Origin of the sequence: Bacillus sp. AFS023182 (assembly GCF_002560575.1) — a bacterium.
Lineage (GTDB): Bacteria > Bacillota > Bacilli > Bacillales > Bacillaceae_G > Bacillus_A > Bacillus_A arachidis.
Map to the genome: position 1 here is coordinate 86084 of NZ_NTRO01000003.1, position 18224 is coordinate 104307.

The following is an 18224-nucleotide window of genomic DNA, read 5'->3' on the forward strand; positions in this document are numbered from 1 at the left end:
TAAGATCCCTCCTAAAAAAGCCGTCGTAACAAACGACAGCCTCATGCATAACTATTACATTATTACTCTATTGATTTTTCTTCGCTTCTATTTTTTCTTTTGCATTTTCAGCCTTATCCAATGCTTCTCCGATTTTTTTCTGTTTTTCCCTTGCTTCATCAATGCTATCTACAGCCTTTATTACTTTATCAATGCCTTCTTCATCCACTTTTCTTTGCTTCTGAACTCTTTCTTTTTCTTTTTCTTCAATGTCTTTTGCTTTCTGAAGCATATTTTCTGCATTTGACTTTACAGATTTTTCAAGAGTAGCGTCCTTTTTCTTTTGCAATACTTGATTGGCATCATCTCTCGCCTCTAAATATTTTCCATCTTTTAACGCTGTTGCCCCGTGATTCATTAGTTTGGCAACTTCTGTATATGATTTCGTCTCATCCGTAGATTTTTCTTTTCCTGCTTTTTCGAACCACATGATTGCGTCACTATATTTCTCATCTTTTAATGCCTGCATACCTGTTTCAACTTGGATATCATAAGTATTGCCGCATCCAGTCATCAGGAAAGACAAAAAAAGCATAACAAAACTTATTTTTCTCATGATGTTTTTCTCCTCTTTCTTTGTTACACACCTTATATCATTGAACTTGATTCTATGCACACTTTATTAAATGTATCACACATAAAAAATACTTTCAAAATAAAAAAAGCCAACTTATCCACATTTTTAAACATGTATAAGTTGGAGCTTTTTTACAAAAGCTTCCTTTTATTTACGCTGACACATCCACTTGTTTTTTCATACCCCACTGCTTCATCCCTAATAGTACTACTAAAAGCAACCCAACTCCCAATGTTAACATTACGATACTAGTAGGAAGCATATCTAATAAAAATCCAAACAAAATCATTCCGAGCGGAGCAATTGCTGTAGCAATTGTTTCGAGAAGTCCAAAAACGCGTCCTAAATATCCTGGATCTGTTGTTTTTTGAATATGTACTTGCATTGGTATATTCACTGCTATCATTGAAACACCACTCAGAAGCATAAAAACAATATAATAAAGAAAACTTGCTGCCTTTGGAATCGTAACGATTAACGGAAAGACAGTACATAAACTTAAGCTTGCAAATAACAATAAGCTAATATAAATAGATCGAAACGGGTTATTCATTTCCTTGCGAACAGATAAAACAAATGCCCCAATTAGCATTCCAACCGCTAACATACCTTCTACAGTACCCAGTTGCTTAGAAGTTAAATGTAAGTTTTGTACAATAATATACGGAAGTGCAACAAAAAGTGCACTAGAAAAAAAGTTTACCCAAAGAGCAATTTTCATGAGTCCATATATTTCTTGTTGCTGTTTCACATATAAAAACCCATCCTTTATACTTGTTAAGAAATGTGCCTTATCTTGCTCTACTTCTTTTTTATACAAATCAAATTTGATAAATAATTGTACAATAACAGCCAAGAAAAATGTAATACCATTTAAGAGAAAAAAGGATGTAATGGAAAACAACCCAAATATTATCCCGCCAATTATCGGCGCTAAAATTCTTGATAATGAATCCGCTGTTTGATTTAAAGCACTCGCTTTTTGAATACGCTCCACATCCACTAAATTTGGAATTGAAGAAGTGAATGAAACAGAATAGAAACTTGCACATATTGATAATAATGCGGCCGAAATATAAATAAATAGAAGTGATGGCCCAAATATAGTAGAAAGAATAAACATTGTAATCATTGTTAAACTACTTAATAAGTCCATTCCAATAATAAGCCACCGTCGATTTACACGATCTGCTACTGCCCCAGCAATTGGTCCACATACCACCCTTGGTATAGATCCGCAAATAAGTGTCATTGCAAATCCTACTCCTGACCCTGTTGTTTTTAAAACATATAAACCCATTGCAAACGTATAAATTCCTGCACCTAATAAAGAAGTAATTTTTCCAATCATCATCAAAATGATATTTCTTGTTGCAATTTTGAGTCTTGGATCATTTCCCCTTATACTTACGTCTTCCATCATGTCACTCTCCCTTAAAAAGTTAAATTGTGTTAAACTTATTATATAACCACTTTTCAAATTTTGACAACAAAAAGTTTAATTGTATTTAACTTTTTTTATAATAAAGGAGCAACTATATGGCTACTCTTGGTGAAAAAATTAAAGCATTGCGAAAAGAAAAGCGTTTTACGCAAACACAATTGGCTGGCTCAGAGCTAACAAAAAGTATGCTGAGTCAAATTGAGAATGGGAAAGCGACACCTTCCATGAAGACATTACAATATCTTGCTAGTAAGCTTGAATGTGAAGCAAGCTTTTTACTAGAAGACGACAACGAAGAAGTGAAAAAACTGATTCCAAAGATGGAACAGGCAATAAAAAATAATCAATTTGAGGAAGTGTATCGTACACTGCTACCTATTGTTCAAAAGGAACTACCGCCCACTTTAAGTACAGCTCGTTTATATAAACAATATATAGGCGCTGCATTTAATATGAAAGATTACGACATACATTCGTATATCGAAAAAGCCGTAGCAATTTTTCAAAAATATGCTTTATACCGTGAAAGTACACAAACCAGTTTAAAGCTTTGTTATGTATTATTTGTCCATAAAAAATATGAAGAATGCCTAGAACTTCTTACTTCTATTCGAAAAGAATATGAAGCAAGACAATTAGAGATGGACCTTATTATACAAATAGAACTATTCTTATGTGAAGCAGTTGTTTTACTTGCATATGGTGATTATGACGGGTGCGAAATAATTATCTTACAGGCCCTTGACTTCTCAAAAGAAAATCAAGTGTATTATAAAACAGACGAATTTTATCGAATCCTCTCTTATCAAAAGGTAATAGTAGCTGATGAAAATAAATATTTACACTATATAAAGAAATCCGAGCAATTTGCTATTTTTACAGAAAACACTTTATCCCTTGCTGTTGTAGACATATTAAAAGCTTATTACTATAACACAATCACAACTGAATACACGTTAGCTCTACAGCATCTAGAACTGTTTAGAGAAAAACTCCAAGGTGAACAACTCTTTCAAGAAGACGGGGCGTATTACGTAGAAAAGGGAAAATCTTTATACGGTCTCAAACGATACGAAGAGGCCTTAGAAGCATTAGAACGAGCAACAATTCCGGATTATATGTTCCATCCACTAGACCAAGCATGGATTATAACCGGAGGAGCTTATCGTGCTCTTTGTTATATGAAACTCCAAAACAAAGAGAAGGCGCTTCAAGAGGCAACCGAAGCCTTTCATGCTATACAAGAATTTCCTGATTCGATATTTACTGTGTTTATTAAAGAAACGTTACAAATAATACAAAAGTCTTAAATCAACTCTGAAATGGTATATTCCTCCTCTCTTCAAGCAACAATAGTAAAGATGGGAGGAATGTAAGAATGAATGTACAACGTGCAAAAGAGCTATCCGAGTCATCAGAACAAGCGCATGTTAGTTTTCAAGGCCTGCCTGTTATGATCCAACACGTTGATGAAAGCAATGAAACCGCCCGAATATATGATGCAACAAATCCAGAACGTGAATTAACTGTTCCGATTAATAGTCTGGAGGAACTATAAGAAATCCCACTTCAGTTTTATTTGAAGTGGGATTTTTCTTATTTTTGTGTTTGCGTATATGCGATGAATGGCCATCAATTTTCTTTTCCCAATATTTTGACCATCACTGGTACAAATAATGCTAATGTTACAAATGCAAACAACAAACCCACTAAAGTGAGATTCATTACTTTTTCGATAATTCATCCAATACAGTACGTGATATTTCAAACCCGAACATTATATGCTTTTTAAAAATCTTATTACAAATAAATCCCATTGTATAATATGAATTTATTTTCAATTCATAACTTTATGATAAAATATATTTTATTATATTTGGAGGTGTAAAATGGACAATTTATTTTCTGAAAAGCCCTTTTATTACGCAGTTATATTCACTTCCCAGCTTTCGCAAGACACTACTGATTATGACGATGTTGCAGAAGAAATAGAGAAACGTGCTAAAGAACAACCTGGATTTATAAACGTTGAAAGCGTACGGGATACATCCGGTTTTGGAATTACAATTTCATATTGGGAATCGCTTGAAGCAATTAAACAATGGAAAGATAATGCAGCACATACTATAGCAAGACAAAGAGGTCGTGAACAATGGTATGAACAGTTCCATGTGCGGATTTGTCTTGTTGAAAAAGAATATGTTTTTCATAGGAAGGAGTTTTAATTGATGAATCAGAAAGTAGCTCTTATTGCTATACACGAAATATACGGAGTAAATGAACATATGCAGGATATCGTTACAAAATTCTCTTCTCAACATGTAGATGTCTTCTGCCCAAACCTTTTACAATTAAACTCTCATTTTCATTATAATGACGAACAAAAAGCTTACTCTCATTTTATAAAAAACGTTGGGTTCCAACATGGAAAAGAACAAGTTGAGGAAATAATTACGACACTTTCAAAAAAATATTCATGCATAGGACTTATAGGCTTTAGCGTTGGCGCAACCATCTCTTGGCTATGTAGTAAAAATCCAAAAGTTAATTTCGTTATTAGCTGCTATGGCTCTCGCATACGAGACTATTCTTATATGATTCCTACATGTCCTACTCTTTTAATTTTTCCAGAAACAGAATTAAACTGTTCAGTTTCCTCTCTTATTGCAACATTGCAAGAACAAAACAACCCATTTCTACATATACACCAGTTTCCAGGATATCATGGATTTTTGGATCCTTATACTGCAAAATATAACGGAGAATCTACAAAACAAGCATACGAAATGATAGATTCATTTCTTCAAAAAAATGTAACACAACAAGTATATTGAAGGAGTTTTGATATGCCATTTACATTACTTTTACTCGCTTTCGTTTTTCTAATCATTACCATAACATTAACTTTCATTTTTATAACTCTTAAAAATCAAAAATATTTAAACCGTCCTTATCGCCATTCCTTTATCGTTATGACTTTATTTCTTGGACATTGGATTTTAGTTTTGACTAGTTTCTATACATTACTCCCCAACTATATTAGCGATTTTATTTTTCTACCAATCTGGTATTTTCTTTGTATTTTAGGATTTATGGTTTTCATAAAAGAATGGAAAAATAACCGAGTTATTTCTGTATCCGTCGGTGCTTTCTCTTTTATTAGTCTACTCTTTGGCATACTATTACAAGGAATTTCTAAAATGTAGGTTTGGTTTACAGGAGCTGAATTTTTGGAATTAGCTCCTTTTTTACAGAACGCTCCTCAAAACAGAAATGAATAAATGAAAGGGAAGAAAAGTCTACTATTAACTTTTCTTCCCTCTATTTTTATCTTCACTTTTACGGGACTGTACTGTGGTGGATTCACACGGTGTGTAATAAATTTGCGGGGTTACTTTTTGAACAAGCATTGTATAAGTCGCAAGGCCAATGATAAAACAAATAAACAATGTAAACAAGATGACACCTATTGTTACAATAATCATAATACCACCCCTTTGTTAATCATGCTATTACACTTTTCGATACAATATGAGCGAAATCCTTGTTATAGGAACAATCGTAACAAAATAATCACAATCACACCTGTCAATACCGTTCCTAATAAACTTCGCGTATAGATAGCAACAAAGAATGTCGGGATTGCTGCAATTAAATAATCCCATTGCATTGTTTTATTCATAAAGAGTACTTCGGCAAGGAGCGCTGCCAATATAGCAATAGGTATATAACTTAACCATTTTAAGCCCCAATCTGGAATTTGTATTTTACTAAATACTATAAGCGGCAATAGGCGTGGGATTAAAGTAACTACACCTGCTCCCATTAAAAGTAATAACACATCGAGTCTTACTTCCATTTTTCAATCACCACCCCTATCGTTGCTGCTGTAAGTGTTGCAATGATAACAGCTACGCTTGCTGGAACAAAAAAATGTAGGCTATATGCGATTACAATTGCCGCAATCGCAACGCTAAGATGAATTGCCACTTTTGGGTGACTGCCCATTAACTGCAAAACAAATAATCCAATGAACATAGCAGGTAAAGCATAATCCATACCATATGTATGAGGGTCTGGTATCCATTCACCAAAAATACCACCGATGACATTCGCAATGATCCAGTTTAAGTATGCTGTCACATTTAAACCAAGCATCCATCTTTCGCTTAAATATTGCTTTTTTGAAGCTTGCTGAACCGCAAGACCAAATGTTTCGTCTGTAATTTGCGAACCAATGATCATATTTTTCAAAAAAGGAACTTTCATTAAATATGGTGCGAGCGCAGCACTCATTAACAAATGACGTAAGTTAACAAAAAATACGGTGAAAATGATTGCAGAAGCAGGAGCTCCAGCTGCAAACATACCAGCGAGTATAAATTGTGAGGAACCAGCATAAATCAAAGTAGACATAAGCGCAATTTCTACTAAAGAAAATCCAGCTGTTTTTTCAATTACACCTGCTGCAATACCAATACTTAAATAACCGAGTACAGTCGGTAAACAGTCTTTCACGCCTTGCCGAAATGTTTCATTACCATGCAGCGTCACCTGTGCTTCAGCCCGGTTCATTATTCTTCCCCCTTCATTTTTTCATGAGTCTTTTCCCTGTTACAACGTGAACTAGATCTGCATTACCACGCCATAGTGTATCTAGTTTAATCGGACCGAACTCTTGTGTAATTTCTTCAATCATAATATCATGACGAACATATTCTGTTGCGACAAGCACTAGTGCTGGATCATATGTTGTCACAGCCCATGATGTGCTATGCTCTGAAAAGTCAGCAATCAAAACCTCTTTCCCATCGCGTGCAACAACTGTTAAATGTCCCCCATTCGCTCTTTCACAACATCTGGCGTCATATAATTATGATGAAAGGTTGTTCCAATTTTTGTTTGAGGTGCCCCAAAAAGAATAGAAAATATATGTACACCCTCCTGCTCTTTTCTCCGAATCAATGACTCAAACTCAGTTACTTGCTGTTCCCATAATACCTACTAATATAAAAAGAAAAAAATGGATAGTCAATAAAATTCTGAATTTTATTTCAATTAACGAAAATAAGCTATCTTTAAAGAAGATAACCTATTTCACCACTCTATAAATCTATTTTGATTTTTCGACATATCACGCTTCTATGCATGTCCGGATGCTCTCTCCCACCTAAAAGGAAAGGTTTTATTTCGTTTTTTCAATTTGAATTTATATGATAACAGTACTTAGCCCTCAGTGAAAGTTTTCTTCCTTACTAAAAGCTTATTTCAATTTCTCGTATTCTTTCAAAGCATTTTGTAAAGTTAAAGTTAATCGTTTTGGTAGACGCTCTAACGAAAACCACCCAATTTCACTAATAGCGTGTTGTTCTCGATTTTCTGCTATCCCGTTTTTTACTTTTGCAATATACGTCGGACATACCCAATGCGCTTCTTCATCAGGTAAAATGTGATTCGTCACACATAATAGCGACGTGAGTTCGATTTCTAGTCCTACCTCTTCTTCAATTTCCCTAATAACTGTATCTTCCGCTGTTTCCATCCATTCTACTTTCCCACCAGGAAGACTCCAGTGTCCTTGCTCCGGTGCCTTCTTTCTCTGCACAAGCAATAACTCGCCCTGCCCATTTAAAATAAATGCCCCGACACCGACGCGTGGATGTAATTGTTGGCTCATATTAACTTCTCCTCTTAATTTGTAAGTTTTCTTGATTTTAGCATAAAAATAATAGAGCTACTCTCTATCAGTTTCATAAAACCAATAGAAAGCAGCTCTCATTGTTTCATAGACATCATTTGTTCTTTCGTGTCTATTTTGTTATGATGAAATTTATTTTTCTCCAAATATTGCTTGCATATATTCACAAAAGACGGTAATGTTCGAATTTGATCAATATCAGAGCTCTCAATGAAATGATTCATTTGATTTGTCATTTCGTTCATACTAGAAATAAGCTCCTCTTTTTCATGCCTCAATCTCTCATTTTCAGCACGAAGATTTTGAAGCTCTTTCTGTATATCTTGTGTATTATCTTCTTTTCTATGCCCAGCTGCCATACTTGAAAGTTTATAAATTCCTTCCATAAACTGATACAGTTCTTTTTTCTGCCCTTCCGCACCAATTGTTTCAAAATTATCGACAATACCTGATAATATAGTAACTAGATTATTTTCTGTCTTTTCATTTTGGAGCACTATACTTTTCCCTTCATTCCACTTCTCATTTATATGCTGTTCTGGTTCGTGTTTTTTCTTGCGTCCAGGTGTCCCCTTTTTTATATTTTCAAACGGTAACTCTTGTTTTTTTAATTTATAGTACGTATTCTGTAGTTGGCTTTCCGTTTTCGGAAATAAATGTAGATTCTCTTTACTAATCGCCTTTGAAGTATCTGCAATATTTAAATTATAATGCTGACAAAATTGATACGTAGCATATAAAAATTCCAGCTCTGATTTCAACCACATCATTTGGGATTGCTCGTATGCAAATACCCCGCCCACTTTTTCAATATCCCTTTGAAAGGCTACCATTTTATGATATAAGTCCATTAACTCTGCATACGTTACATGGAATTTCCTTTCTATTTCCCTACACTCTTCTTCTATTTTCTGAACATTTTTCATTCCACTCACTATATTTTTCAAAAGATCTAGTACATGAATTGCTGTCTGTTGGTACATTTTATATTCACTCCCACTCAGCATTTTTGCAATTTCAACTTCTTCTTTGTCTTTTGTAAAAATAAAAAAATATTATAAAAATATTTTATAATATTTCTGAATTATCCGTCAAACAAATGTGAATTGACACATTCTATTTTTATATTAAGATTATTTTATAGTAATGTGAGGGGGATCTAAATGGAACATAATATTCTAAAAGTCATTGCACTAGCTGAAAAACTAAAGTTTGAAATGAGACACAGTTGGCTATCTAACGGTCGACAAGAGAGTGTTGCTGAACATACGTGGCGTATGTCGCTTATGGCTGTTTTAGTTCAGCCTTATTTAGATGAGAAAGTAAACATGGAAAAACTATTAAAAATGGTTATTATCCATGACCTTGTGGAAGCAGAAGCTGGGGATATTCCTGCTTTTGATACAATGAACAGCGAACAATTACAATTGCAAAAACAAGAAAATGAACAGAAAGCTATTTTAAATATTAAACATACATTAAAGGGTTCTCTTGGGGATGAACTATATGATTTATGGATGGAGTTTGAAGCAAAAGAAACATACGAAGCGAAAGTGGCAAATGCTCTTGATAAACTAGAAGTTAAAATTCAGCATAACGAAGCTGACATCGATACGTGGCTTCCAATCGAACATAAAATGACATTCCAAGTTGCAAAACATACAGATTTTGACTCATTCTTATCTAAATTACAAAAAATTATTGAACTAGAAGGCGAAAAAAAATTAATTGCTGCCGGCATCGATGTCGAGGCATGTAAACAGTAACAGCTCATGATTAATGAGCTGTTTTTTCATACTTTCGTATGGGCTATCCCTCATCCTTTTTATCGATTCATTCTAGAAATATATGGATTAAAATAAACTAAAAAATATAAGAAAGAAGGTATTATTTTATGATTAAAGGATTATATGAAGCACATCTACCCGTTCGTAATCTAGAAGTATCCATACCGTTTTATGAATCATTGGGTTTAAAACTATATAATAGATATGAGAATACTGCTTTCTTTTGGATTGTAGAAGAACAAAGTTGGCTAGGTCTTTGGGAGGGGGAAGAATATACAACTCCCTATCATCCGTCACTGCGACATATTGCATTTCAAGTAGACTTCGAGTTTCTTCATACATCTACTCAATGGCTGAAAGACCGAAGCATTGAACCCGTTCCATTTGGAAATCGAATTACCACTGAACCTTTCGTTCGCCCTAACCAGGGCAATGCTTCTATTTATTTTAAAGACCCAGATGATAATAGTATTGAGTTTATTAGTTTTATCGATGTTCCAGACGAACTAAAACATATTACAAAAAAACTTTCTTTAGAAGAGTGGAATGCGCTTTCACAATCCTATTTATGATTAGATGGCTTTATAGCTAGACCCCTCTGGGCAGTATACTTGCTCAAATCATTAGCATGAAACCTTTTTCATTAATCCTATTTCTTTCATCTTTTTGGCATTACATATTTTATAAAGAAAAATGACTTGTATAAGTCGCTTTTCTACATCAATTTTTTTATTCATGTTAAAAATCCTATTATATCGTAACAAAAATACCCCAAACAGAAAAAGAACAAATACATTCTTTTTTCCTTGGGGTATTTCTTATTTTCTTTATTCAAATTAAAATTGATACTCAAATACGATGTAATCAAACAGGTTTGTAAACCCTAAGCTCTCCGCTATAGCAATTGAAGGTTTATTCACTTCCATACAGTCCCAATAAGGTACATAGCCTTGTTTGAAACATTCTTGAACAAATGCATGCGCGACTTTCTTGGCAAGATTCTTCCCTCGATGTTCTAGAATTGTCTCAATATTCACCGTATGCGTATTCTCACTTACAAATCCTGAAAAGCAAAGACTCACCACTTGATTCTCATACAAAATCACATACCCTATTCCTTTTTCAAAAAATAATTCCACCGAATTCCAAAATGATGTAATCTGTGAAACGAAAAATGATTGTTCGAGCAAAGAGTATGTTGCAAGATTTTCCCTCGTTACTTTTAATACTGTATATGTCTCATCAATCGTTGGTTCATTATATATTTTATACGCACCCTCATATAATTTGTATACTTTTTGATTGGATTCCTCATATGATTGTTCACACAATATTTCTCTAATTGTACGATCCCATCCTACTTGATAACCAAATCCTTCAAACCACTTCAAGTCCAAACCGGCTGCTTCTTGTGCAATTTGTTCCCTTAAAACTTTTTTTATTTCAAGGTTAAACATTGTATTATTTGCATCACCAATAAATATAAAACCGTCTAAATTTCCAAGCCAAACTAAACCAGACCGTGGTTCGCTTACATTGTCTACAAATATGCGGCCCGAATTATTACCTTCAATGATAGCTTGCACTTCAATTTGCCTTTCCTTGTCTAGAAGATGTTTGCAATTCATAAACTTGTTTTTCTGCAATTCGTATATCATCTTTTTTCTTTCCCTTCCTATTTATCAGAGCTTAGGTTTCATCACTTGCTGTACAATCTATAAATCTCTGCAATAACTTTCTATCTTCTAGAAATAAAATGGTAATACCTTCTATCCCTTCACTTCTTTTCCAATCCACTTCACAAATTAACTCATCTGGATCACATTTTTCTTTATTTCCTCCAATTATTTCGATCTCATAGTACAAAATATGAACATCCTATCCCGTTTCCTCTTTTACTTCCCGTATACAACACCCCTCAAAGGTTAGCTTATCTCATTTCCCATCATTATTTTTACATAATGCCGCTGCACCTCGAAATATTCCTCTCTCCGTTCCTTAAAATAAAACCATATTTCCTGTTCGTTTTGCATGCTTTTCAGCTTTCCGAACAAGCACGTATGATATGCCAACTAAAATAATTAATAAGCTAGCTAATAACCCTAACTCTGGAAGTACATTTATAATATTTTTACCTTCCATTAATAATGAACGGAAAATTTGAAGTACATACGTTAATGGAAACAAAGCTGCTAGTACTTTGCCCCATAGTGGTAATACAACAACTGGAATACGTACACCTGCAAAAAATTGCATCGGTTCTTCTAATATTGTAAATAGAATACTAGCATCTCGTGAAAATAAAAAAATCGTATTTAAGCAACCTCCCCACACAACAGCTGAAATACATAAAATCATAAAAGCAAATACGATATTTTCAACTGGTGGTATCGATCTGTCATTCAAAAACAATGCGATGAGAATCGAAAACATCGTAAACATCCATACTCCTTCTATTAAATTTGCACCTGCCCGGCAATACATCATCCATACACGCGAGGCTGGTGTTAAAAAGATAAGTTCAAGTGTTCCATTTTGGCGTTCCCATGACATTTGCCATGCCGATTGAACGAGGCTCCAAAAGAAAACATATCCAATATAACCTGTAAGGAGAAAAAAACTAATCTGCTTTGGATCCATCCATTTGGCAAGTGGACTACTATTTGAGGTATCAAATGGCTTCACCGAAAAATAAGCAGTTGCAAAAAGTAACACCGGCCAAATGAACAAAGAAAAATAAACCATCTTACTATGAAAATGATTGCGATGACTCTTTTTCCATTCCGCCAAAAATATATTCATGCACTCACCTCATTTGCAATTTGTAATATCGCGTCTTCCAACCTTGCTTTATGTGTTTCTAACTGTACTATACGAATTTGATATTTTGTTAATAATGATAAAACCGTTGTTGTCATATCAAAAGACGCTTTCAATTGATAACGTATATGTTCACCTATCTGTTCTTTTTCATGTTGAATTTCTTTCATCCCTAAAGAATGTTCTAATCGTCCTATCATTTCATCCTGCATTTCTGGAATTACAATTTCTAAGTGATATTCACGGACAATCGATTGGATAATGTTTTCAGGAGTTCCTTCATAAAGAAGCCGACCTTTTTCAATGATGTAAAGCCGATCACAAAGTTCCTCTACTTCTTCAAGATAATGACTCGTTAACAAAATCCCTTTATTTTGTTCCTTTGCCAAACGATTTACCATTTCTCTCAATTTTTTCGCTACAGGGGCGTCTAGTCCTAATGTTGGTTCATCAAGAAATAAATAGTCTGGGTCATTAATAAGGCCTCTTGCAATTTGTAAACGTTGCTTCATTCCTTTTGAATATCGTTCTACAGGCATATTAGCTGTTTCCTTTAGCTCTACTTGCTGTAAGAGGAACTGAATACGTTCTTCTAATTCAACCCCTTTTAATCCATACAAACTTCCAAAGTACTGCAAGTTTTCTTTCCCTGTTAAACGCCAATATAACATGCGTTCTCCACCTGCAATCATATTAATTTTTTTCTTTACAAATAAATCTTGCTTCGTGCTATCTATACCATCAATTTCAATCGTACCTGAAGTTGGTTCCAGAAGCGTTGCTAGCATTTTTATCGTTGTCGTCTTCCCAGCCCCATTCACACCTAGCAATCCTACAATCTCTCCTTTTTGAATAGTTAAATCTAAGCCATTTACCGCTTCAACTACTCTTCTCTTTTTACGAAAAAAACCTACTTTCTCTTTCAACTCATACCGCTTTACAAGTTGTTTTGCTTGTATCATACGAATCCCCCTATGCAAAATGTTTTTCAATCACATACTTCTCCATTCGTTTCATCGTGCATACACCTGCAATAAAATAAGCTATCCCTAATCCTAATAACCACAGAAGTTCATTTTGTATGGAAGCAATATTTCCTCCCTCAATCATGCACAATCGAAATGCTGATAAACCATGTGAGAGCGGCATGAATAAACTCATAGGTTGTAGGAATGCGGGAAGATATCCTACTGGAAAAAAGACTCCACCCACAAGACTCATAAAAATAAACAACGTATTCTGTGTTAAATATGTATCACGAAAATAAAGCATAAACGCACCCAATACTAACGCTTGGGCGAATATTGCAAAGAAGAAAATAACTAACAAAAGTACCACAGGTATCATATTTATTTCTCGAAACTGTAATCCAAAAAACAAACCAAAAATAAAAATTGCGATGAATTCAAGTCCCACACGCAATATTCCTTGTACAGCTGCTCCTAGAAAATATCCTTGCCGAGATGATGGCGTTAATAATAAAACATCAAGTGTCCCTTCACGCAGTTCGGTTATTAGTGTCCTGCTCACAATCATTAATAGAGAAACAGAAAATGAATAAAAAACCGCTCCTAATATAACATAAGAAAGATAATCATCCGTTTTCCCTAGCTTTGCAAAGTTAACATCTAGTTTTCCTTGAAACATAAAATGATACGTTAAATAAGCAAACAATACGATATATACACCAGTTAAAATATGCCCTAGAAAAAATGACCATGGATATGCTCTACGCATCGTATAGAAATCACGACGAAATGTAGCCTTAAATGTTAGCCACATGTTCTTCCCTCCTCCGATTTTTGAACAATTGGGAAATCCATAAATTGGTCTAAATCAACACGAATTTGTTCTAATCGTTCTCGATTTGTTTTATAAAATACGTAATAACCTTTTCGTTCCTTTTGTATAAGCCCTGTAGACTCTAACATTTTCAAATGACTGGAAACCGTTGATTTTGTAAGACTATATCGCTCTGTTAATTGCTGTGTACAAAAAGATTGAAAGGATAAATCTCTTAACATTTTTAATCTCGTTTCATCTGAAATCGCTTGTAAAATTCCTAAAAGATCCTTCGGTACCTCATCTGCAAATGACGATGTAATTTGCACTTCATAATATACTTTTATATGTGTTGAAATAAGGTTATCTATTAATAAATGAGGCGCGACAAAAGTTGATGGATATAACGTAATTGCTGATAAATCCTCATAACAATATTGCCACGTACGAGCTTTTAAAAAAGTTATCTCCTTTTCATCAATTAAACATCTCGGATGCAATTTTCTAGAAAGAGACATCGGATTTTGTTTCATTATTTCTTTCACATCGTATACAGATTGTTCTAACCATGGTTCAATCCGAAACAACTCCCGTGCAAAGTAACGTTGATGATACTGAAGTAAAAAATCACATACGATCTCTTTTTCTATATTTGGGAACATTTCCTGAAACTTTTTTCTATCTGATACTCGTAATTTTTCAATTCCCTCTTCTACATAAGCTTCTTGCTGAAACTCAGAGCACCAATCTATAAAACGAAACCAATCATCACTCGCATTATTAATTGCGTGCATAATTTCTCTTTCTTCTTCTTTCATTTGATTTAATACATCTTCCGCCCACTCTAATCGTTTCATATGATGAACAGGATTACATAAAACATGTAAACTTACTAGCATTTCGCGAAATGGTGAATATACAACTTTGACATGTCGCTGAAACCATGATGTAACTTGCAACATAAATTCCCCTCTCTTTGATTCGTTTTCCATCGAATCAATTTTATAATTTTGCAAAATTATTCAGTATATTAACAACCTGTGATGTAAACGTCAATGGAAATTCAGTAATTTTTCACAAAAAAAAGACCTAAGCTTACGCAAAGTTCTTCTCATTAAATTCTTTCATGTTTTTAAAATATAGAAATGTTTCTTTCTCCTCTCCCCCATCAAACAAATTAAGTTTGCTTGATGATTTCAGCTGCAATTTCGACATAAGACGAACCAACTGCTGGAATAATTTCAAATCCTTTACTTTCAACACACTGATACATATTCGAAACCCAAAAGGCTTCTCCTGCTTAAATAAAAAAGCAAATCCTCACTCTTCGGATTTGCTTTCCAAGCTTTATCTTTTATTAAACCCTTTTCCATTCAAAAATCCCTTCATATGCATGCGCTTCTCTTTTGACATAAAAGCACTCATTGACCCTGTCCATGTTACATCCTTTTGATTGGTAGACCTTCCCTTATAATATTCATTCGTTGTTCGGTCATATTCTTCTAGTAATTCATCATATTTATTTTCGACATATGCATTTTCATGTAAAATTGCTTCAACTGGTAGGCGCGGTTTCACTACATGCTTTTCATCTGGTACTCCAACTGTCATTCCAAACACTGGATATACTTTATCTGGTAAATGAAGTATATCACTAATTTCTTCTGGATTATTACGAATTCCACCAATATAACAAATACCATATCCTAGTGATTCTGCAGCAAGTGCTAGGTTTTGCGCAAACAATGATGCGTCTACTGTAGCTACAATAAAGTCCTCTACACCATCATATTTAATCTCTGTCCCATGTTTCTCGCATGCTTTTTCTAAGCGTTTTAAATCAGCACAACAAACAAAAAATGCTGCACAATCTTTTACATGACGATTTCCAGATAGCTCTGCTAATTGTGTTTTTAATGATTCATCTGTTACATATATAACAGAATATGCTTGCACAAAATGTGATGATGCTGCATGCTGAGCTGCTTTTACCATTCTCTCAACTGTAGTCTTTGAAATCGGTTCTTGTTTATATTTACGAACTGATGTATGCTGTTCCATTTTATTTATAATTTCACTCATCATAAAACCTCCTTATTTCCTATTAGTGAAAATTAACATATTTGTTTCATTTTTCTCAACATTTATGCCCAGCTAAAAATTTCTATATACTATGTTCCTTTTTCGTTCCTGACATAATCAGTTATTTAAGCTGCTTTCAATACTCTAACACCCTTTACAATATTCCAAACGAAATAATAAATTCCTACAATTGCAAACGTTACATATGTTACAATCATGCCAATTCCAACACTTGCTGATTCTCCAAAACTTAAACCGAATACACCCGAAAATGCTATTCCCCCAAACAAAATTGCATATGGGAAAATATGTGTCCACAATGCTTTTTTCGCATGATATTTCACATCTTCCTCTGCAATAAAGTAGACGATGATCGGAAATAGAAATGGTGCAAAGAAAAGACTAAAGTAACAAAGAGAAGATAAAATATTATTGCCTTTCATACGATTCACCCCTAAAGTTTCGTTGTTTTTGTTACCTTTATTATGTCATGCAACTACTTTAGGAACTATCGCTTTACCTTTCACTCAGATTACATTTTTGTAAGATTTATCGCTATATGCGATTCATTAGCCAATACTGTGTAATAGCAAAATATTCTCGAACATTCGACTGAATGATAATAGGTTTTGGCGTTTTAGCGGCAAGTCCATCTACCTTCAATCCTTGTTTTATAGCAATTTTTTTAGCTCGAAACATATGAAAGTCATTTGTAACAATCATCCCTTTTTTCTTATTTGCTGGAATAAGTGCCTTTGAAAATTCAATATTCTCGTCTGTATTTGTTGAATGATCTTCCATAATAATTCTTTGTTCTACAATATTCTGCTTCATTAATCCTTGTTTCATAGCTAGCGCTTCCGAAATAGCTTCTCCTTTTCCTTTCCCACCAGATACAATTACAATCGTCTGTTCATGTGTCTTTAAATATTCCGCGGCTTTATCGATGCGGTATTGTAAAGAATAGGAAGGCTCCGTTCCTTTCACCTTCGCACCTAAAAGAATCATGTAGTCTACATCATCTGGCGCTTTCATATGGCCATGTTTATAAATGTTGTATTGTAAAACACCCATATAACCTACTATAATCATCATCAAAATTAAACTATACCTTATTAACTTTTTCTTCTTGTACATTCATATTTACCCCTACTTTTTCTATGTTTTCATCATAATATCCTCGCAATTATTTGTATAGTTCCAATTTCCAAAGATATCCTAATTCAGTATCGAAAAGTAATATTTGTAATGAATAAGGGAATATTGGATAAGGTATACACAATTTATAATGTGAATTTGCATTAAGGGGTGCAAACATTGATTGTTTTTTTATGTAATGTAACATTATTCTTTTTATTATTTCTTATCTCGCTTAAACTACTAGGAAAATCAGCACTCGCACAGCTTACACCACACGATTTCGGGGCAATTATCTTTTTATCCTATTTAGCTTTTCGAGCTGTTCCCGTTGATAGTGCTTTGCAAGCTATTGTAGGTATGATTGTTATTACATGCCTCCATCTTTTTATTACAAAATTAAGCTTGCTAAATAAACTAAATCGTTTTATTCTCGGTCACCCCATTATTTTAATTAAACATGGCGATATTGTTTTTGAAAATCTAAAAAAAAGTAGATATCCCATTGCCGAATTACTTTCCAATCTTCGCGTAGCAGGATATCCTAGCGTACATGAAATCGAATATGCCATTTTAGAAGCCAATGGCGCCATTAGTATTTTACCAAAAAGAGAGCTTGTCCCTCTCACTCCAAAAGATATGCATATAGATGTAAAATATGCAGGGTTACCAATTGCCCTTATCGTTGATGCACAAATTCAATACGATAATTTAAAATTAATTCATAAAAATGAAAAATGGCTTCGGAAAGAGTTACTAGAAAAAGGATTTGAAGATATAAAAAACATTGCATTTGCTTCTGTACAAGAAACTGAAGGCTCTTTTGCAATTAGCCTAAAAAATAAGAAATCCCCTTAA

At 33.9% G+C, this 18224-nt stretch carries 24 protein-coding genes and 1 pseudogene; 8 read left to right on the forward strand and 17 right to left on the reverse strand.

The genetic code is table 11. From position 1 onward, the window contains the following. Nucleotides 1-67 precede the first annotated feature (67 nt). Nucleotides 68-595, reverse strand: a complete 528-nt coding sequence (locus tag CN288_RS01270; RefSeq protein ID WP_026591758.1) for a DUF4398 domain-containing protein — start codon at nt 593-595, stop codon at nt 68-70. A gap of 172 nt (nt 596-767) precedes the next feature. Beyond that, the gene (locus tag CN288_RS01275; RefSeq protein ID WP_098301731.1) at nt 768-2036 is read right to left on the reverse strand and encodes an MFS transporter; all 1269 of its coding nucleotides are present in this window, start codon (nt 2034-2036) and stop codon (nt 768-770) included. Between the two features lie 119 nt (nt 2037-2155). Here CN288_RS01275 and CN288_RS01280 point away from each other — a divergent pair, with 119 nt between their 5' ends. From CN288_RS01280 to CN288_RS01300, 5 genes are all read left to right on the forward strand, one after another. Next, nucleotides 2156-3370 (forward strand): helix-turn-helix domain-containing protein, encoded by a 1215-nt coding sequence (locus CN288_RS01280; RefSeq protein WP_098301732.1) that lies wholly within the window; start codon nt 2156-2158, stop codon nt 3368-3370. Between the two features lie 68 nt (nt 3371-3438). Then, nucleotides 3439-3618 (forward strand): H-type small acid-soluble spore protein, encoded by a 180-nt coding sequence (locus CN288_RS01285; protein ID WP_001102752.1) that lies wholly within the window; start codon nt 3439-3441, stop codon nt 3616-3618. Nucleotides 3619-3949: 331 nt separating this feature from the next. Then, the gene (locus CN288_RS01290; protein ID WP_026591762.1) at nt 3950-4285 is read left to right on the forward strand and encodes an antibiotic biosynthesis monooxygenase family protein; all 336 of its coding nucleotides are present in this window, start codon (nt 3950-3952) and stop codon (nt 4283-4285) included. Between the two features lie 3 nt (nt 4286-4288). Continuing rightward, nucleotides 4289-4894, forward strand: a complete 606-nt coding sequence (locus CN288_RS01295) for a dienelactone hydrolase family protein (protein ID WP_026591763.1) — start codon at nt 4289-4291, stop codon at nt 4892-4894. A 12-nt stretch (nt 4895-4906) separates the two neighbouring features. Continuing rightward, nucleotides 4907-5266 carry a hypothetical protein gene (locus CN288_RS01300; protein WP_026591764.1) on the forward strand — a complete coding sequence of 120 codons (360 nt, stop codon included), beginning with the start codon at nt 4907-4909 and terminating at the stop codon, nt 5264-5266. Between the two features lie 99 nt (nt 5267-5365). On the opposite strand, the gene CN288_RS01305 is transcribed toward CN288_RS01300, so the two are convergent. The 6 genes and pseudogenes from CN288_RS01305 to CN288_RS01330 form a co-directional block, all read right to left on the reverse strand. Beyond that, a complete protein-coding gene (locus tag CN288_RS01305) occupies nt 5366-5545 on the reverse strand; it encodes a DUF3951 domain-containing protein (protein ID WP_026591765.1) in 180 nt (59 codons plus the stop codon). A gap of 62 nt (nt 5546-5607) precedes the next feature. Continuing rightward, nucleotides 5608-5919 carry an AzlD domain-containing protein gene (locus CN288_RS01310; protein WP_026591766.1) on the reverse strand — a complete coding sequence of 104 codons (312 nt, stop codon included), beginning with the start codon at nt 5917-5919 and terminating at the stop codon, nt 5608-5610. Then, nucleotides 5910-6635 (reverse strand): AzlC family ABC transporter permease, encoded by a 726-nt coding sequence (locus CN288_RS01315; RefSeq protein WP_098301733.1) that lies wholly within the window; start codon nt 6633-6635, stop codon nt 5910-5912. The genes CN288_RS01310 and CN288_RS01315 overlap by 10 nt, the downstream gene beginning before the upstream one ends. A 13-nt stretch (nt 6636-6648) precedes the next feature. After that, nucleotides 6649-7058: pseudogene (locus CN288_RS01320) on the reverse strand (TrmB family transcriptional regulator); the annotation flags it as partial. A 265-nt stretch (nt 7059-7323) separates the two neighbouring features. After that, a complete protein-coding gene (locus CN288_RS01325) occupies nt 7324-7737 on the reverse strand; it encodes an NUDIX domain-containing protein (protein WP_026591769.1) in 414 nt (137 codons plus the stop codon). Between the two features lie 98 nt (nt 7738-7835). Beyond that, a complete protein-coding gene (locus tag CN288_RS01330; protein WP_098301734.1) occupies nt 7836-8741 on the reverse strand; it encodes a DNA-binding domain-containing protein in 906 nt (301 codons plus the stop codon). A gap of 180 nt (nt 8742-8921) precedes the next feature. Between CN288_RS01330 and CN288_RS01335 the strand changes: the two genes are divergently transcribed. Then, a complete protein-coding gene (locus tag CN288_RS01335) occupies nt 8922-9524 on the forward strand; it encodes an HD domain-containing protein (RefSeq protein ID WP_026591771.1) in 603 nt (200 codons plus the stop codon). A 128-nt stretch (nt 9525-9652) separates the two neighbouring features. Continuing rightward, entirely contained in the window at nt 9653-10117 is a 465-nt protein-coding gene (locus CN288_RS01340) for a VOC family protein (protein WP_026591772.1), read from the forward strand. A gap of 264 nt (nt 10118-10381) precedes the next feature. Here CN288_RS01340 and CN288_RS01345 read toward each other — a convergent pair whose 3' ends face one another. The 9 genes from CN288_RS01345 to CN288_RS01390 form a co-directional block, all read right to left on the reverse strand. Next, entirely contained in the window at nt 10382-11173 is a 792-nt protein-coding gene (locus CN288_RS01345; protein WP_244525425.1) for a GNAT family N-acetyltransferase, read from the reverse strand. Nucleotides 11174-11234: 61 nt separating this feature from the next. Further along, nucleotides 11235-11411, reverse strand: coding sequence for a hypothetical protein (locus CN288_RS29360; protein ID WP_231503931.1), 177 nt, complete (start codon nt 11409-11411; stop codon nt 11235-11237). Nucleotides 11412-11543: 132 nt separating this feature from the next. Then, the gene (locus CN288_RS01355) at nt 11544-12347 is read right to left on the reverse strand and encodes an ABC transporter permease (RefSeq protein ID WP_026591774.1); all 804 of its coding nucleotides are present in this window, start codon (nt 12345-12347) and stop codon (nt 11544-11546) included. Next, nucleotides 12344-13327, reverse strand: coding sequence for an ABC transporter ATP-binding protein (locus tag CN288_RS01360; protein ID WP_026591775.1), 984 nt, complete (start codon nt 13325-13327; stop codon nt 12344-12346). Before CN288_RS01360 ends, CN288_RS01355 begins: the two co-directional genes overlap by 4 nt. A 10-nt stretch (nt 13328-13337) precedes the next feature. After that, nucleotides 13338-14147, reverse strand: a complete 810-nt coding sequence (locus CN288_RS01365; protein WP_026591776.1) for an ABC transporter permease — start codon at nt 14145-14147, stop codon at nt 13338-13340. Continuing rightward, nucleotides 14138-15109 carry an ArsR/SmtB family transcription factor gene (locus CN288_RS01370; RefSeq protein ID WP_098301735.1) on the reverse strand — a complete coding sequence of 324 codons (972 nt, stop codon included), beginning with the start codon at nt 15107-15109 and terminating at the stop codon, nt 14138-14140. The genes CN288_RS01365 and CN288_RS01370 overlap by 10 nt, the downstream gene beginning before the upstream one ends. A 385-nt stretch (nt 15110-15494) precedes the next feature. Then, nucleotides 15495-16229, reverse strand: coding sequence for an oxygen-insensitive NADPH nitroreductase (gene nfsA / locus CN288_RS01380; RefSeq protein ID WP_026591778.1), 735 nt, complete (start codon nt 16227-16229; stop codon nt 15495-15497). A gap of 125 nt (nt 16230-16354) precedes the next feature. Continuing rightward, nucleotides 16355-16672 carry a DUF4870 domain-containing protein gene (locus CN288_RS01385; protein ID WP_098301736.1) on the reverse strand — a complete coding sequence of 106 codons (318 nt, stop codon included), beginning with the start codon at nt 16670-16672 and terminating at the stop codon, nt 16355-16357. Between the two features lie 112 nt (nt 16673-16784). Continuing rightward, nucleotides 16785-17366 carry a YdcF family protein gene (locus tag CN288_RS01390; RefSeq protein WP_098301737.1) on the reverse strand — a complete coding sequence of 194 codons (582 nt, stop codon included), beginning with the start codon at nt 17364-17366 and terminating at the stop codon, nt 16785-16787. A gap of 180 nt (nt 17367-17546) precedes the next feature. Between CN288_RS01390 and CN288_RS01395 the strand changes: the two genes are divergently transcribed. Then, nucleotides 17547-18224, forward strand: a complete 678-nt coding sequence (locus CN288_RS01395) for a DUF421 domain-containing protein (RefSeq protein WP_026591781.1) — start codon at nt 17547-17549, stop codon at nt 18222-18224.

Bases quoted from the DNA above. Each gene is read 5' to 3' on its own strand.
- CN288_RS01270 (WP_026591758.1), bottom strand. From the start codon at position 595: ATGAGAAAAATAAGTTTTGTTATGCTTTTTTTGTCTTTCCTGATGACT.
- CN288_RS01275 (WP_098301731.1), bottom strand. From the start codon at position 2,036: ATGGAAGACGTAAGTATAAGGGGAAATGATCCAAGACTCAAAATTGCA.
- CN288_RS01280 (WP_098301732.1), top strand. From the start codon at position 2,156: ATGGCTACTCTTGGTGAAAAAATTAAAGCATTGCGAAAAGAAAAGCGT.
- CN288_RS01285 (WP_001102752.1), top strand. From the start codon at position 3,439: ATGAATGTACAACGTGCAAAAGAGCTATCCGAGTCATCAGAACAAGCG.
- CN288_RS01290 (WP_026591762.1), top strand. From the start codon at position 3,950: ATGGACAATTTATTTTCTGAAAAGCCCTTTTATTACGCAGTTATATTC.
- CN288_RS01295 (WP_026591763.1), top strand. From the start codon at position 4,289: ATGAATCAGAAAGTAGCTCTTATTGCTATACACGAAATATACGGAGTA.
- CN288_RS01300 (WP_026591764.1), top strand. From the start codon at position 4,907: ATGCCATTTACATTACTTTTACTCGCTTTCGTTTTTCTAATCATTACC.
- CN288_RS01305 (WP_026591765.1), bottom strand. From the start codon at position 5,545: ATGATTATTGTAACAATAGGTGTCATCTTGTTTACATTGTTTATTTGT.
- CN288_RS01310 (WP_026591766.1), bottom strand. From the start codon at position 5,919: ATGGAAGTAAGACTCGATGTGTTATTACTTTTAATGGGAGCAGGTGTA.
- CN288_RS01315 (WP_098301733.1), bottom strand. From the start codon at position 6,635: ATGAACCGGGCTGAAGCACAGGTGACGCTGCATGGTAATGAAACATTT.
- CN288_RS01325 (WP_026591769.1), bottom strand. From the start codon at position 7,737: ATGAGCCAACAATTACATCCACGCGTCGGTGTCGGGGCATTTATTTTA.
- CN288_RS01330 (WP_098301734.1), bottom strand. From the start codon at position 8,741: ATGTACCAACAGACAGCAATTCATGTACTAGATCTTTTGAAAAATATA.
- CN288_RS01335 (WP_026591771.1), top strand. From the start codon at position 8,922: ATGGAACATAATATTCTAAAAGTCATTGCACTAGCTGAAAAACTAAAG.
- CN288_RS01340 (WP_026591772.1), top strand. From the start codon at position 9,653: ATGATTAAAGGATTATATGAAGCACATCTACCCGTTCGTAATCTAGAA.
- CN288_RS01345 (WP_244525425.1), bottom strand. From the start codon at position 11,173: ATGAATTGCAAACATCTTCTAGACAAGGAAAGGCAAATTGAAGTGCAA.
- CN288_RS01355 (WP_026591774.1), bottom strand. From the start codon at position 12,347: ATGAATATATTTTTGGCGGAATGGAAAAAGAGTCATCGCAATCATTTT.
- CN288_RS01360 (WP_026591775.1), bottom strand. From the start codon at position 13,327: ATGATACAAGCAAAACAACTTGTAAAGCGGTATGAGTTGAAAGAGAAA.
- CN288_RS01365 (WP_026591776.1), bottom strand. From the start codon at position 14,147: ATGTGGCTAACATTTAAGGCTACATTTCGTCGTGATTTCTATACGATG.
- CN288_RS01370 (WP_098301735.1), bottom strand. From the start codon at position 15,109: ATGTTGCAAGTTACATCATGGTTTCAGCGACATGTCAAAGTTGTATAT.
- nfsA (WP_026591778.1), bottom strand. From the start codon at position 16,229: ATGAGTGAAATTATAAATAAAATGGAACAGCATACATCAGTTCGTAAA.
- CN288_RS01385 (WP_098301736.1), bottom strand. From the start codon at position 16,672: ATGAAAGGCAATAATATTTTATCTTCTCTTTGTTACTTTAGTCTTTTC.
- CN288_RS01390 (WP_098301737.1), bottom strand. From the start codon at position 17,366: ATGTACAAGAAGAAAAAGTTAATAAGGTATAGTTTAATTTTGATGATG.